Source organism: Acinetobacter sp. P1(2023) (assembly GCF_028367635.1).
GTDB lineage: Bacteria > Pseudomonadota > Gammaproteobacteria > Pseudomonadales > Moraxellaceae > Acinetobacter > Acinetobacter pittii_E.
Genome location: NZ_JAQNDD010000013.1, coordinates 49,078 through 62,694 on the forward strand (window position 1 = coordinate 49,078; position 13,617 = coordinate 62,694).

General features: G+C 40.2%; 14 protein-coding genes. 6 read left to right on the top strand and 8 right to left on the bottom strand.

The features are described 5' to 3' along the window. The first annotated feature begins 15 nt into the window (after positions 1–15). Together blhA and POD11_RS16335 are read left to right on the top strand one after the other, a co-directional pair. A complete protein-coding gene (blhA, locus tag POD11_RS16330) occupies positions 16–654 on the top strand; it encodes a cell division protein BlhA (RefSeq protein ID WP_262457946.1) in 639 nt (212 codons plus the stop codon). Positions 655–784: 130 nt separating this feature from the next. Then, positions 785–1,003, top strand: a complete 219-nt coding sequence (locus POD11_RS16335) for a hypothetical protein (protein WP_262457947.1) — start codon at positions 785–787, stop codon at positions 1,001–1,003. A gap of 58 nt (positions 1,004–1,061) precedes the next feature. Here POD11_RS16335 and POD11_RS16340 read toward each other — a convergent pair whose 3' ends face one another. The 6 genes from POD11_RS16340 to glnK form a co-directional block, all read right to left on the bottom strand. Beyond that, positions 1,062–1,721: a riboflavin synthase gene (locus POD11_RS16340; protein WP_262457949.1), complete on the bottom strand. Its 660-nt coding sequence runs from the start codon at positions 1,719–1,721 to the stop codon at positions 1,062–1,064. A 43-nt stretch (positions 1,722–1,764) separates the two neighbouring features. Next, complete coding sequence (locus POD11_RS16345; RefSeq protein WP_002121221.1) at positions 1,765–3,057, bottom strand: DNA adenine methylase; 1,293 nt, start codon at positions 3,055–3,057, stop codon at positions 1,765–1,767. Continuing rightward, positions 3,054–4,139 carry a bifunctional diaminohydroxyphosphoribosylaminopyrimidine deaminase/5-amino-6-(5-phosphoribosylamino)uracil reductase RibD gene (ribD, locus tag POD11_RS16350; protein ID WP_262457951.1) on the bottom strand — a complete coding sequence of 362 codons (1,086 nt, stop codon included), beginning with the start codon at positions 4,137–4,139 and terminating at the stop codon, positions 3,054–3,056. The genes POD11_RS16345 and ribD overlap by 4 nt, the downstream gene beginning before the upstream one ends. A gap of 15 nt (positions 4,140–4,154) precedes the next feature. Further along, complete coding sequence (nrdR, locus tag POD11_RS16355) at positions 4,155–4,613, bottom strand: transcriptional regulator NrdR (protein ID WP_000543541.1); 459 nt, start codon at positions 4,611–4,613, stop codon at positions 4,155–4,157. Positions 4,614–4,776: 163 nt separating this feature from the next. After that, positions 4,777–6,171, bottom strand: coding sequence for an ammonium transporter (locus POD11_RS16360; protein WP_224993556.1), 1,395 nt, complete (start codon positions 6,169–6,171; stop codon positions 4,777–4,779). 57 nt (positions 6,172–6,228) lie between these two features. After that, the gene (gene glnK, locus POD11_RS16365; protein WP_000780326.1) at positions 6,229–6,567 is read right to left on the bottom strand and encodes a P-II family nitrogen regulator; all 339 of its coding nucleotides are present in this window, start codon (positions 6,565–6,567) and stop codon (positions 6,229–6,231) included. A gap of 278 nt (positions 6,568–6,845) precedes the next feature. Here glnK and POD11_RS16370 point away from each other — a divergent pair, with 278 nt between their 5' ends. Both POD11_RS16370 and POD11_RS16375 read left to right on the top strand, forming a co-directional pair. After that, the gene (locus POD11_RS16370; protein ID WP_239968116.1) at positions 6,846–7,073 is read left to right on the top strand and encodes an accessory factor UbiK family protein; all 228 of its coding nucleotides are present in this window, start codon (positions 6,846–6,848) and stop codon (positions 7,071–7,073) included. Between the two features lie 65 nt (positions 7,074–7,138). Beyond that, positions 7,139–8,626 (top strand): YifB family Mg chelatase-like AAA ATPase, encoded by a 1,488-nt coding sequence (locus POD11_RS16375; RefSeq protein WP_262457956.1) that lies wholly within the window; start codon positions 7,139–7,141, stop codon positions 8,624–8,626. A gap of 14 nt (positions 8,627–8,640) precedes the next feature. On the opposite strand, the gene pdxR is transcribed toward POD11_RS16375, so the two are convergent. Further along, on the bottom strand, positions 8,641–10,074 hold the full coding sequence (gene pdxR / locus POD11_RS16380) for a MocR-like pyridoxine biosynthesis transcription factor PdxR (RefSeq protein WP_262457959.1): 1,434 nt from the start codon (positions 10,072–10,074) through the stop codon (positions 8,641–8,643). Positions 10,075–10,185: 111 nt separating this feature from the next. Between pdxR and POD11_RS16385 the strand changes: the two genes are divergently transcribed. Beyond that, positions 10,186–10,962 carry an aldolase gene (locus POD11_RS16385; protein ID WP_016142466.1) on the top strand — a complete coding sequence of 259 codons (777 nt, stop codon included), beginning with the start codon at positions 10,186–10,188 and terminating at the stop codon, positions 10,960–10,962. A 15-nt stretch (positions 10,963–10,977) separates the two neighbouring features. Further along, entirely contained in the window at positions 10,978–11,856 is an 879-nt protein-coding gene (locus tag POD11_RS16390; protein ID WP_262457961.1) for a dihydrodipicolinate synthase family protein, read from the top strand. Positions 11,857–11,898: 42 nt separating this feature from the next. Here POD11_RS16390 and POD11_RS16395 read toward each other — a convergent pair whose 3' ends face one another. Next, positions 11,899–12,711, bottom strand: coding sequence for a TorF family putative porin (locus tag POD11_RS16395; RefSeq protein WP_224993565.1), 813 nt, complete (start codon positions 12,709–12,711; stop codon positions 11,899–11,901). Positions 12,712–13,617 lie beyond the last annotated feature (906 nt).

Genomic DNA, 13,617 nt, shown 5'->3' on the forward strand with positions numbered 1-13,617 from the left:
GAACAAAGGAGAAGCATGGTGGCATTAAATGTCGGGCAAGATTTTAAAAAAAGATGGTTAAATGCGCCTGAAGCTGTCCGTCATGCCTATCAACAAGATCTGGCACGTATTTGCGACTTATTAGAACCTCAAACTCCGATTCAGCTTTGGGTTTTAAATGACGAAAAAGCGCAGTTAGAATCACAGCAAAAAATTGAAAAAGCTTACGCGGACCTTAAGGCAGAGCTGATTGAGCAAGCACGTATTCGTCGTCAGCTTGCTTTAGAGAAAGCACTTGCTGATAAACGAGCGTTAGAAGCGGCCTATGCGGCTGAATTGCAAGCCGATGAAGTTCGTAAATTTAGTGAACAGACTGAAGCACTTCAAGCCATCCGCAGTCAGTTAGAACAAGAAGTTGCAGAGCAAACTGCTCGTTATCAGAAAAACCCTGAAACGCCAGCAGTCAATTACTCTTCTGGCGTAAAACTTAGTATTACCGATGATCAAATCTTATCTGAGCTTGAAAGTTTACGCATTCGTTTAGAACTTGAAGCTGAGAACTTAATTGAAGAGTCTGTAACGGCTTTCCGAGCAAAACTACATTCGGCAGCTCAAGAAGAAATTGAATATATCTTAAAAAATTCTAAGTTTTCTGATGAAAAAATAGAGAAATAAAGTTTTTAAAACTTCTTCTGTCATAAAACTGACACTTATTTGTCACAAAATAGACACAAATATTATTCTTATAGATCAAATGATTATAAGAATAAAAAGTAGTATTTTAAGATAATTAATGAGGGTAAAAATGGACATTCCGCATCAGATTTCAAAGCAACTTGAGCAGCTTAATCAAGGCGAGCAATGGACATTTTCAGCACAAGAATTTTATATGAGTCATAACGACTTTAATTCTTTATCTATCTTACTTACACGAGAGTCTGAAAAAGGTAAGTTTACGATTACTCGTACCCAACATCATAAAACTTGGGTGGGTACAGATTCGGTCACGCTAACCAAGCATTAATGTTTCAAAAATAAAAAACCGGAACATATGTCCGGTTTTTATTTTAATGAGCTAGCTTTTATTTTAAAAAGCCATTCTCAGCTAAAAAAGCCATACTAATATTTGACTCGGTTTTTTGCTCAGCAGCTTTATCGCCCAGCAATAAACGCTCGATATAACGTGCTAAAACATCAACTTCAAGGTTGACCTTACTGCCCACTTGCCACGTTCCAATATTAGTACGCTCCGCAGTGTGTGGAATTAAATTCAAGCTTAAAATATTTCCACGTAAGTGGTTAATCGTTAGGCTAATTCCGTCAACGGTTACAGAACCTTTTTCCGCTAAATATTTAGCAAGTTCTGTCGGCGCTGTCACTTCATAATAAATGGAACGAGCGTCTTCACGTACTACAATAATTTCACCTACGCCATCAACGTGACCACTTACAATATGTCCGCCAAAGCGCGTTGTCGGTAACATTGCCTTTTCAACATTGACACGTTGCCCAACTTTCCAGTTACCCAAAGTCGTACGGTTTAAACTTTCACGAGAAACATCAGCTGCGTACCAGTTGTCACCCCACTCAATCACTGTGAGACAAATACCGTTGGTTGCAATTGAGTCACCCAAATGTACATCTGACATATCCAGATCAGTCTGAATACGTAAACGTACATCGCCACCTACACTTTGCAGGCTTTCAACTTTTCCTAAACTTTCAATGATGCCTGTAAACATGGCTCAATCTCCAAATCTTTTTACACTGCTTAAGTTGCAGCGCTTACCAAAGTGCGAGCTGTGTACTATTACCTGAGGTATCTACACCACCTAGCTCGGCGAAGTGGTAAAGCTGGCCTAATAACTGACGTAATGGTGGTCCTGACTTGGCATGAGTATCAGTAATCACAATAAACTCAAGCACGCGTGCACGTTCAGACTGTCGTTGTTTACTCACTCGATAACGCGGAACATCTTGTGTTAACAAGGTGACTTTGCCCCGCTCTAGATTAGCCATAAGCAAATCTTTCGGCTCGATATTACCATCAGTTGAATAGCTGGTCAGAATATAGCGCGCATTGATGGTTGAAAGTAATTTCTCATATGCATCTTTTGCATGTTTAGACGAGTTATATGGACTTGGACGCTCTTTACGCCAAGCTCTATCAATACCACTCTTATAACCTTTGGTATCCGGTGAAGGTAAATCGACCTGATCCCATAAAGTTAATGCATTTAAAACGTGATAATTACTACTATATGCATGTTGGTTATAGGGTGGATCAAGATAAGCAACATCGACTTCAAAACCACTCATTTGATTTGCTAGATGTTGTGAATCTACACACCACATTTCAGCAGCCGGACGTTTACGATCACCAATCTCACAAAAACGGCTCGGTGTTAACCAAAGTAATGACTCAATTCGTTCTAGTGCAGTTTGAGTACGTCCGCCCCACCCTTGGTGGAAACTTTTAAATACGCCACTCGTATTACTGACAAAACTGGCTGAATAGAGCAATGGTGCAAGCAAAGCACTCATCTCTACATCATTAATTGCACCTTGTGCCTGCCACGTTGCAATCTGCTGACGAATTGCATCGATACGCATACCATTACGACGTTTAAAGAATAAACGGTCACGAGTTGGATCGTATACATCATCGTTCCGTGGACAAAGGTTATGCGTTACCCAACCTTTAACTTCTGGTAAGCGATTTAAATAGTCGATTGCCTTTTGATAGCCGCCTAACTCTTTAAAAGCAGGCGCATCTACACAGGCTAAAATCGCATGATTTAAAGCATGGCTATAAGGTTCCCAGTCATTCGCAATCACACGGTAACCATTTTGACGGGCTAAACGAGATACAACGCCACTGCCGGCAAAGAAATCGGCAAAAATCGGTGGATTCTTTTTCTTACTATTCAGCGTCCCTGTAATTTCAAGGGCTTCTAAAATTAGATGGAGCAATCGGCGCTTGTTACCCAAGTACGGCACAAGCTGATGGAAAAGATATTCGTCTGTCGTACGGGCTGCATGACGACGTTTGTGATAAACCGAAGGCTCTGAATTCATACTTTCTCTTGCGTAGGGATTAACCTTAAGCGTATATCTTGATCAATTTGTGTCACATCAAGAAGTGTAAAACGAAGTTGCTCTGCCATATATTCAAACTCTGCATTGAACATGGCCCTTGCACTTTTCCCCAATAATGTCGGGGCAATATAACTAATCAATTCGTCCACCAAACCTTCTTGCAAAAAGGCAGTAGACAATGTTGCGCCAGCTTCAACCAACACATCATAAATTTGATGTTGCTTAGATAGGGTCTGTAACAGCATTTTTAAAGGCTGAATTTCTAATTGTATCACGCCTAAATCAGCAAGTTCTTGACGATACGGCCCCATCACCATCACAGTTTCAGGATTCTCTAAGATTTTAGCGTTAAGTGACAAACGTCCTTGGCGATCTAAAACAACACGTTTTGGCTGAGCAACCGTCTCGATATCACAATTACGGAGTGAACGCACGTTAAGCTGACAATCATCTGCAATCACAGTTTCAATACCTGTAATCACTGCTCCAGAAATCGCACGCCAATGTTGTACATCTTGGCGGGCAGCAGTGCCAGTAATCCACTTCGACTCACCTGACGCCATTGCAGTACGGCCATCTAGACTTGAAGCGACTTTTAAACGTACATAAGGCATGCCTGTAGACATTGCTTTTAAAAAGCCTTGATTAAGTTTTGATGCTAAATCTTCACAAATGCCAACTTCAACTTCAATTCCGGCATTTTTTAAAATCTGAACGCCCTTCCCTGCAACCAGTGGATTTGGATCAGGACAAGCGACCACTACTTTTTTAACTTGGGCTTTCACCAATGCTTCGGCACAAGGAGGAGTTCTGCCATAGTGCGCACACGGTTCAAGCGTAACGTAAGCCGTTGCGCCTTGCGCATGTTCACCCGCCTCGCGTAAGGCAAAAACCTCAGCGTGTGGTTGACCTGCTTTAGGATGAAAACCTTCACCAATTAACTGATCATCTTTGACAATGACACACCCAACATTTGGATTAGGCTTGGTCGAATATAGTCCTCGTTTGGCAAGTTCAATGGCTTGCTGCATCCAATACTGATCTTGTTTCAACTCAGACATAAAAATCTCAAATGATTAGTGTTCACGTTGCTGCATTTGCTCTATTTGACGGCGAAATGCTTCAACATCCTGAAAATCTTGATAGACAGAGGCAAATCGGACATAAGCAACATGGTCAAGGGCAAATAAAGATTGCATGACGATTTCGCCAATTGTTCTAGATTTCACATCGCGCTCACCTAAACGACGAATCTGCAACTGAATATCACTTAAAACTGTTTCGATCTGCTCTTGTGTGACTGGACGTTTTTGCAACGCATGCATTAACGAACGACGCAATTTGGCCTCATCGAAAGGTTCATTTTTTCCATTCGATTTGATCACACGGGGCATTACCACTTCATAGCTTTCAAAAGTGGTAAAACGTTCACCGCAACTTACACACTCACGACGTCGACGAATCTGACAGCCTTCGGCGGCTAAACGTGAATCGATGACTTTACTATCTGCGGCGTTGCAAAATGGACAATGCATAGCGGACTTATAGGGTCGATTACTTTGACCTAGTGTAGCAAAATTTCCACACTTACAGAACCAGCATTCTTCGAGACAAAAAAACAGTCCTGAGCAAGATCAAAGCATCACTTTGATCACAGCGCAAGACCGTTCTTTTAAGACAGCAGATTATTAATGATGATTATTCAATACGTTCGCCATGTTGGCTTAAATCCAGACCCATACGCTCATCATCAGCATTCACACGGATACCGATCACAAGATCAATCACTTTAAGAATAATGAAAGTTGCGATCCCGCTGTAAACCATAGTTGCCAATACGCCTTCAACTTGTACCCATAATTGGCCAGCGAATGTTGGCGCTAATGTAACGTTGGCAGCTTTAATAATTTCGTCACTGTAGAATACGCCAGTTAAAATCGCACCGACAATACCACCTACCGCATGCAAACCAAACGCATCTAAAGCATCATCGGCTTTAAGTAAGCGTTTAAGTGCAGTAATACCCCAGAAGCACACGACGCCACCGATAAGGCCCATCACTAAAGCACCGCCTACACCGACAAAACCTGCAGCAGGGGTAATCACTACCAACCCGGCTACCGCACCAGAAGCACCACCTAATACAGATGCTTTACCACGGATCATACGTTCAACAACTAACCAAGAGAATGCAGCAGCGGCAGCAGCAACTTGAGTCACTAAAATTGCCATACTTGCACGAGCACCAGCGCCTAACGCACTACCACCGTTGAAACCAAACCAACCCACCCAAAGTAAACTTGCACCGATAACAGTTAAAGTTAAGTTATGAGGAGCCATAGATTCACGGCCAAGGCCAATACGTTTGCCAAGCATATAAGCAGCAACTAAACCTGCAACCCCTGAGTTGATATGTACAACCGTACCACCAGCAAAATCTAATGCGCCTGCTTTGAATAACCAGCCATCTGCTGCCCAAACCCAGTGAGTAATTGGCGCATAAACAACAAGTACCCAAATTGCAATAAATGCCATGAAAGCTGAATACTTCATACGGTCTGCAATAGAACCGCTAAGAATTGCAACTGTAATAATGGCAAAAGTCATTTGGAAAATAACAAAGAGACTTTCAGGAATTGTCCCACTCAATGCATCAAACGCCACTCCGTTGAGCATCGCTTTAGACAAATCACCAAAAAAAGCACCTGTGCCAGAGAACGCGATTGAATACCCAGCAATCACCCACAGCAAACTTACTAAGATTGCAGCTGAAAGGCTGAACATCATTGTACTTAAGACATTTTTTTTACGTACCATACCGCCGTAGAATAATGCTAATCCCGGAATGGTCATTAATAAAACTAATGCGGTTGAAACTAAAATCCAAGAGGTGTCACCCGTATCAAGAGTGGGTGTCGGTGCTGGAGCTGCCGGAGTTTCAGCAACTGGTGCTTCTGCCGCGGTTGTAGTAGCTTGTGATGTTGATGCCGCCGTAACTTCCGATGTTGGCGTTGTTACAGCTTCTTCTGCCCAAGAGGCAGTACCACCCAAAAGAGCGCCTGATAGACTGAGCGCCATAAGTATTTTTTTCATTCGTGTCCCCCAACCTCATTTGCGAGTTATTTTCTACTCAGCAAGCTTTGTGCCAATTTAGACAGCATCCGGTCCAGTCTCACCCGTACGAATACGAATTACTTGTTCCAGGTTAGTAACAAAAATCTTACCATCGCCGATTTTTCCAGTGCTCGCTACACGAGTAATTGATTCAATTACCGCGTCAACCATTTCATCACTGATCGCAATCTCGATTTTTACTTTAGGTAAGAAATCAACCACATACTCTGCACCACGGTAGAGTTCTGTATGTCCTTTTTGACGACCAAAACCTTTAACTTCAGTTACGGTAATCCCTTGTACACCAATGTCAGAGAGCGCTTCACGCACATCATCTAATTTAAACGGTTTTACAATTGCAGTTACAAGCTTCATGTTTGTTTCCTTCGGCTTCTTTTCACCAGTAAGGTTTTATGTTCAATTTTCATGCCAATATTTCAAAGGTTGAGGGAAATGAATCTATTGCATGAACTTTCTTTATAACCTATTTAGTGATCAAGATGTAGATGAGCTATTAAAAATAAAATGAATTTTCAGTATTGTTGAGTGCTGTTTTAATGTTCTATTTGCACTAAAAGAATTGAAACCTATATCCCGACTTCAAGCAGTGATAAACTGTAAACTATAAGGTAATACAACGCTTTGGATATTTTATGTTAGAAACATTACTACAGGCCATTTTGGAACAAATTGATGAGCCTAAAAAAGATTTGGAAAAAAATTTACGTGCATTATTAAATGAAGCGGTCGAGAAGTTAGACCTTGTTTCTAAACAAGAGATTGACCGTCAAAAGACTGCACTTCAATCGGCTAATCAACGTTTAGAAGAGCTACAAAAACAAGTCAGTCTATTAGAAGAAGCCTTAAAGAATAAAAAATAAGCACCAACGTAGCGCACTTATACTTTACAACGATTAAAAATGAAGCACCATAATGGAACAATAAGATGTCTTTTTCTAAAATTTATACACGGGGACTTTTGGGTTTACATGCACCTCTAATTGAAGTTGAGGTACATGTGAGTCAAGGCTTACCTTCTCTTACTATTGTCGGGCTAGCAGAGGCGGCAGTAAGAGAAAGTAAAGACCGCGTTCGCTCAGCCATTATTAATAGTGGATTCCAATTTCCGACTAAACGACTGACCATTAATCTTGCGCCAGCAGATTTGCCCAAAGATGGTTCACGTCTAGATTTACCAATTGCCGTAGGCATTTTAATTGCGTCTGGTCAGCTCCCAGAAAACTGTGCCGAAGATTTTGAATTAATTGGTGAATTAGCGCTGGATGGTCATGTAAGACCAGTGTCAGGCACGTTAACTTTGGCCATGGCATGCCAACAGGCCAAGCATAAAATGCTTTTACCCCTCGATAATAGTCAGGATATTAATCATTTACCGAACCTTGAATGTTATCCAGTGAGCCACTTAAAAGAAGTTTGTGAACATTTTCTGGGCACAAAATCTCTATCTTCGGTTGAACCTGCAACTGCCTCAAACCAAATGCCTTATAAATTTGATCTGGCAGATGTAAAAGGTCAGTTGCGCCCACGTCGTGCACTAGAAATAGCCGCCGCAGGAGGACATTCGCTGCTCTTTAAAGGACCACCAGGCACTGGTAAGACTTTACTCGCTTCAAGGCTCCCTTCGATTTTGCCACCTCTTTCTAATCAAGAAACACTTGAAGTTGCGAGTATTTATTCTATTTCCAATACACCGCATACGTTTGGCCAACGGCCATTTCGAGCGCCCCATCATACAGCATCAGCGATTGCACTTGTTGGGGGCGGATCTCATCCTAAACCAGGTGAAATTACCTTATCTCACTTAGGAGTTTTGTTTTTAGATGAACTTCCTGAGTTTGACAGAAAAGTGCTAGAAGTCTTACGCCAACCACTTGAGTCAAAAGAAATCATTATTTCACGAGCAGCTCGGCAAATTACCTACCCTGCAAACTTTCAGCTCATTGCAGCGATGAACCCCTGCCCATGTGGTTATGCATTTAATCAAGACAGTCGTTGTCAATGTTCTCCTGAGAGTATTAAACGTTATCAAAACCGTATATCAGGACCATTACTCGACCGTATCGATTTACATATTGATGTACCGCCATTAAAAGCTCAAGAACTGCAAGACCCAACACCTGCTGAAGACTCCAGCAGTGTTCGCCAACGTGTGATTTATGCTTATGAACAACAAATGCAAAGACAGGATTGTTTGAATCAGGCGCTCTCACCAAAACAACTTGAGCAATACGCGACTCTCGATAGTACTTCACAGCGAATGATTGAAATGGCTCAGCAACGTTTAAATCTATCAGCTCGTGCTTATCATCGTGTTTTACGAGTAGCGCGGACCATTGCAGATTTAGCTCAAAGTGAGGTTATTCAAAGTCCGCACCTTACAGAGGCACTCTCTTATAGAGGCAATCATTCTTAAAACGGAACAGCGGATTATAAGTCCGCTGTTCTTTTATTAAGAGCGTCATTTAAGGCCTCGATTAAAGAAGTAATTTCCTGCTCTGATAAAGCTGCAAAACCAAAGCGGATACAACGATTCGAAGACTCGATTTGTTTAAACTTATGCTCTGTATCAATATTGAGTTTTTTTAATTTTATAAGCTGTTCCTGAGTAAATAGCTTCTGGAATTTTACCCATAAAGCCATTCCACCCGCAGGCGGTTGTATCTGAATACTCTCTACAAAAACTCTTTGAAACTCAGCTAAGGCATGGTCACGGCGTAGTTGATATATTTTTTTCATTTTGCGGATGTGTCTTTTAATTTCACCCCGTTGCATTAAATCTGCTAAAGCAAGTTCAGTAATGTTATTACCTTGTCGATCAATCAATAAAATATCTTCAGTAATCGATTGGATTACTGATGACGATGCCACGATGTAACCCAAGCGTATACCAGGTGCGAATACTTTAGACAATGAACCAACATGAATGACTAATTCAGAATGAGGCAAACTCGCTAAGGGTGGCATAGGCCGACTGTGATAGTGGAATTCATGATCATAGTCATCCTCAATAATATAAAAGCCCCATTTTTTTGAAAGCTCTAAGAGTTGAAGACGGCGGTTCATTGTCATGGTAACGGTTGTAGGATATTGATGATGCGGAGTTGTATAAATTGCAGCAACTGAGTGCTCTTGTAAAATCCGTTCCATATCGTCAATGATAATACCCTGTTCATCTAATTTGACAGAAACCACTTGAAAGCCATTTGACTGAAAAGCTTTAAAAGCAGAGGGATAATACAACTCTTCAACAACAATCACGCCTTGCCGATTGGGTAATGCACGTGAGGCTAGAAAAATTCCCATCTGGCTACCACGTACAATACAAATCTCATCATCGGCAACATTCATAAAACGCTCCATCGACAACATTTGTTGTAACGCCAGCCTTAACTCAGCCATACCTCGTGGGTCACCATAGCCCATGTATTGGTTTTGCGTAATTTTAATGAGTGCGTGCCGATAGGCCCTCGAAAATAACTCATAGGGAATAAGCCTCGGATCTGGCACACCATCGTTATGGGGCTGCTGGGCAACTTGTTGAATTATTGGTTTATCACTAACTTTTCGAACAGATCCTGATTTTATTTGAAGCTTTTTTTCCGGTAAAACATCTGCCACAAATGTGCCTTTTCGAGGCCGAGTCACAAGCCAACCTTGTGCTTCCAATTCTTCATAGACTGCTTGTACCGTTTTTCGATTAATTCCCAATTCTTTTGAAAGGCTACGAGACCCCGGCAGCATAGTGCCCTGTACTAAACGGCCACTCAAAATTTCCTGACTAATCAAGTTGGTAAGCTTTAAAAAAACTGTCTTTTCTTCCCTTTCATCAATACGGAAATGTACTTGCCAAGGTCTTAGCATATTTGCCCCATCTGGACCATATAACTTATAAAAACTGGATGTATTGATTCATCCAGTTGTTTTCTATTCTGCCTTCACCTACTTAATTTGGTCAACTGGACTGGAGAAGAGATGAAGACAGCTTCTGTAAACAAACAAGATCTGATGCAATACGCACAACAAGACATGCAAAAGTGGATTAGCGACTCAGATTTAACTGACCGCCAAAAGCTTGCTCTCACTTGTCGTATTTTATTTGATCATGGCCATGATGCTGGTTTAGCAGGCCAAATTACTTGCCGTAGTGAAAATAAAGAATCCTTTATTACCCAACGTTTTGGTTTAGGTTTTGATGAAATTACTGCCTCAAACTTGCTTGAGGTGAATCAAGACTTAGAACCCATCAATCAAGAAGGTATGGCAAACCCAGCCAATCGTTTTCATACATGGATTTATAAAGAACACCCAGAGGTGAACTGCATTATCCATACGCATCCGACTCATATAGCGGCTCTTTCCATGCTTCAGATTCCGCTCATGATTTCCCAAATGGATGTTTGTGCACTCTATGAAGATTGCTCTTTTGTAGGCCATTGGCCAGGTGTTCCTGTAGGTAACGAAGAAGGCATTTTAATTTCTTCTGCTCTAGGTAAAAACCGTGCTGTTTTGTTATCTCACCATGGTCAACTGGTCACAGGAAAAACTATTGAAGAAGCATGCAACTTGGCTCTTTTAATTGAACGCGCAGCTCAACTGCAACTACTAGCCATGTCTGCTGGGCAAATTCAGCCGATCCCACACGATTTAGCAATAGAAGCTCATGACTGGGTATCTACCGATAAACGTAACAAAGTGAACTTTGCTTACTACGCACGTAAAGCTTTGAAAAAACATTCTGACTGTATTTAAAAAGAGACTTCGACCATGAAACTAAACGGCATTATTGGCTACCCGGTTACCCCATTTTCTGATGACAACACCATTAACCTTCCTGTTCTAAAGCAAATGCTGGATTTGCTTATTGAAAACGGTTGCGATGCAATTGCGCCTCTAGGCAGTACTGGCGAAAGCGCTTATCTTGAATGGGATGAATGGTGTTTAGTCGCTAAGACTTCAATTGAAAGCATTAATAAACACCTACCTGTCATTATTGGGATTTCAGAACTCACGACAGATCAAGCCATCAAAAAGGCGCAAATCGCGCAAAGCTATGGTGCAGATGCACTTATGGTGATTCCTGTATCTTATTGGAAGCTAACAGATCAAGAAATTTTTGAATATTACCAAGCGATTGCCCAAGCAACGACTTTACCAATTATGATTTATAACAACCCTGCAACGAGTGGTGTTGATATGTCACCAGAGCTAATTGTGCGTATGTTTAATAACATTGCAAATATTACGATGGTGAAAGAAAGTAGCGGCGATATTCAGCGTATGCATAAAATTTATGAATTATCAAAAGGAGAACTTCCTTTTTATAACGGCTGTAATCCTTTAGCTTTAGAAGCTCTATGTGCTGGGGCAAGTGGTTGGTGTACGGCTGCACCAAACCTGTTAGGTAAACGACCTCAACAGCTTATTGAATATGTAAAAAATGGAGAATTAGAACAAGCCCAGAAGTCATTTTATCAGCAGCTTCCTTTACTACGCTTTATTGTAACTGGTGGTTTACCCAAAACGATTAAAGCAGGTTTACAACTAAAAGGTATCGCTGCGGGGGCACCACGCAAGCCTCTGTCCAAAGCCTCGGATATTGAGCTTAGCCAATTAAAACAGCTAATTTCTGAAATAGAAAACTAATAAAAAAGCGGGTTTATTTACCCGCTTTTTATAACTCAAAACTTAGAATGTTTTAGTCAAACTAAATACTAAACCTGTGTCATAAGGTTTTTTCTGAGCATCAGTCATACCAGAAGTACTAATATCTGTACCAACTACATCTAGCTCAGCAACAATACCCAAAATGTTATAGTTTACGCCCACTTTATAATCGATATAGCTATCGTCTTCACCTGGTCCGCCCGCAACGACAAGTAAAGAGTCTTTGTTTTTGAGTTTGTTATAACCCACTGAAGCAAGTCCAGTAAATCCTGTGTCTGCAATTGGTGCTGAGTACCCAACGTTAAAATACCAGAACTCATCAGAGTGGCCCCAGTAATCGTTAGAATAGTTCACACCGACACTCAGTGCATCACCTTTAAATAAAGAGTCTGCAAACGTTAATTTTCCATAAAACTCGGTAAAGTCAAAACCAGTATCACCATTGTATGGGTTAGTAAATTTTGAGTCAGAGCCAATGTAACCATAACGGATCACACCAACATCATAAGTTGGCGCAAGTGTGTCTGACAATTTTAAGGTGTTGGTATAACCTAAAGAAATATCAGTTTCAGTTGAAACACCCGGTGTATTAAAGTCAACGCTTGAACCCCAAAGCGCAACATAAGCACCTGACTTATGAGAAAAAGTAAAACCACCTTGAATGGCTGGGTTATTTGATGATTGTGTCACACCACGAAAGCGATAGTCTGTGGTTGCTGCCACACTACCCGTTGCCGTGATTCCATAAAAAGATGGTGCATCTTCAGCCATAGCCATGGTTGAACTTGCTGCAAAAATACTAAGACTCACGGCCTTAAGTGCAAATTTCATCATTTTGATCTCCCCCACAATGAATGCACGATTTATATGAATTAACAAATTGTGTTGGTTAAGCTTTAGCAATTGCTGTGCCAATTCCATATTTGCTAACGATGCACTTCATTAATTTTGAGATCAGATTTATTCTACAATTAAATTTCCGCTTATTTTTCATTAAAATATATTAATAAAAAACAATAAATTAAAAATAAAATTCTTGTGGTATTAAAAATAATAAATATAAGAAAACCCCTTATCGGAAACTCATTACCGAGATAAGGAATATTTATTTGATAGATGTAAATTCTCTATTTAAACCTAGAGCCGAGCTATAAAAACTCCGTAAATTTTTAAAGACAGTGCTTATATGGTCTGTGAGTGAGCATTTCTACTCGTTAGATTTTTTTATTTATTTTCTAATTTAAAACAATGAACCATATTGGGTCTTTTTTAAACAATATTTTGAGAAAAAATAATAATGCACAAAATCCAAGCAATCTAGCGCACTAAATATGACCAACCCAACGATATTCTGTCGGCCTACTCTAGTGATCTATTTTCATACACTTTTATTTTTAAATAATGTTATAAAGTAACAATTTAGCTGTGCTTTAAAATAAATTGCTGTAAAAAGCTGCTTAAGAGAAGATTAAAAAGTAAACATATCCAACAAAAAAGCGCAAAAAATGATCACAAAAATCAACTTTTTTTTGGTCTATTAATAAAAAATAAATGGTAAAAATCCACTAAAAAATAAATTACTTTTTTTATTTTAAACAATATATTAAGCATAAAAATCTGGCTATAAAACCACTAGGCAACCCCTAACACATTAATTAAATCCTGCATAGCATATATAAAATAAAATGAACAAAAATATATCTTTTTTATAGATTACTTATACAATTGATGGAAATCCTA

Bases quoted from the DNA above. Each gene is read 5' to 3' on its own strand.
- blhA (WP_262457946.1), top strand. From the start codon at position 16: ATGGTGGCATTAAATGTCGGGCAAGATTTTAAAAAAAGATGGTTAAAT.
- POD11_RS16335 (WP_262457947.1), top strand. From the start codon at position 785: ATGGACATTCCGCATCAGATTTCAAAGCAACTTGAGCAGCTTAATCAA.
- POD11_RS16340 (WP_262457949.1), bottom strand. From the start codon at position 1,721: ATGTTTACAGGCATCATTGAAAGTTTAGGAAAAGTTGAAAGCCTGCAA.
- POD11_RS16345 (WP_002121221.1), bottom strand. From the start codon at position 3,057: ATGAATTCAGAGCCTTCGGTTTATCACAAACGTCGTCATGCAGCCCGT.
- ribD (WP_262457951.1), bottom strand. From the start codon at position 4,139: ATGTCTGAGTTGAAACAAGATCAGTATTGGATGCAGCAAGCCATTGAA.
- nrdR (WP_000543541.1), bottom strand. From the start codon at position 4,613: ATGCATTGTCCATTTTGCAACGCCGCAGATAGTAAAGTCATCGATTCA.
- POD11_RS16360 (WP_224993556.1), bottom strand. From the start codon at position 6,171: ATGAAAAAAATACTTATGGCGCTCAGTCTATCAGGCGCTCTTTTGGGT.
- glnK (WP_000780326.1), bottom strand. From the start codon at position 6,567: ATGAAGCTTGTAACTGCAATTGTAAAACCGTTTAAATTAGATGATGTG.
- POD11_RS16370 (WP_239968116.1), top strand. From the start codon at position 6,846: ATGTTAGAAACATTACTACAGGCCATTTTGGAACAAATTGATGAGCCT.
- POD11_RS16375 (WP_262457956.1), top strand. From the start codon at position 7,139: ATGTCTTTTTCTAAAATTTATACACGGGGACTTTTGGGTTTACATGCA.
- pdxR (WP_262457959.1), bottom strand. From the start codon at position 10,074: ATGCTAAGACCTTGGCAAGTACATTTCCGTATTGATGAAAGGGAAGAA.
- POD11_RS16385 (WP_016142466.1), top strand. From the start codon at position 10,186: ATGAAGACAGCTTCTGTAAACAAACAAGATCTGATGCAATACGCACAA.
- POD11_RS16390 (WP_262457961.1), top strand. From the start codon at position 10,978: ATGAAACTAAACGGCATTATTGGCTACCCGGTTACCCCATTTTCTGAT.
- POD11_RS16395 (WP_224993565.1), bottom strand. From the start codon at position 12,711: ATGATGAAATTTGCACTTAAGGCCGTGAGTCTTAGTATTTTTGCAGCA.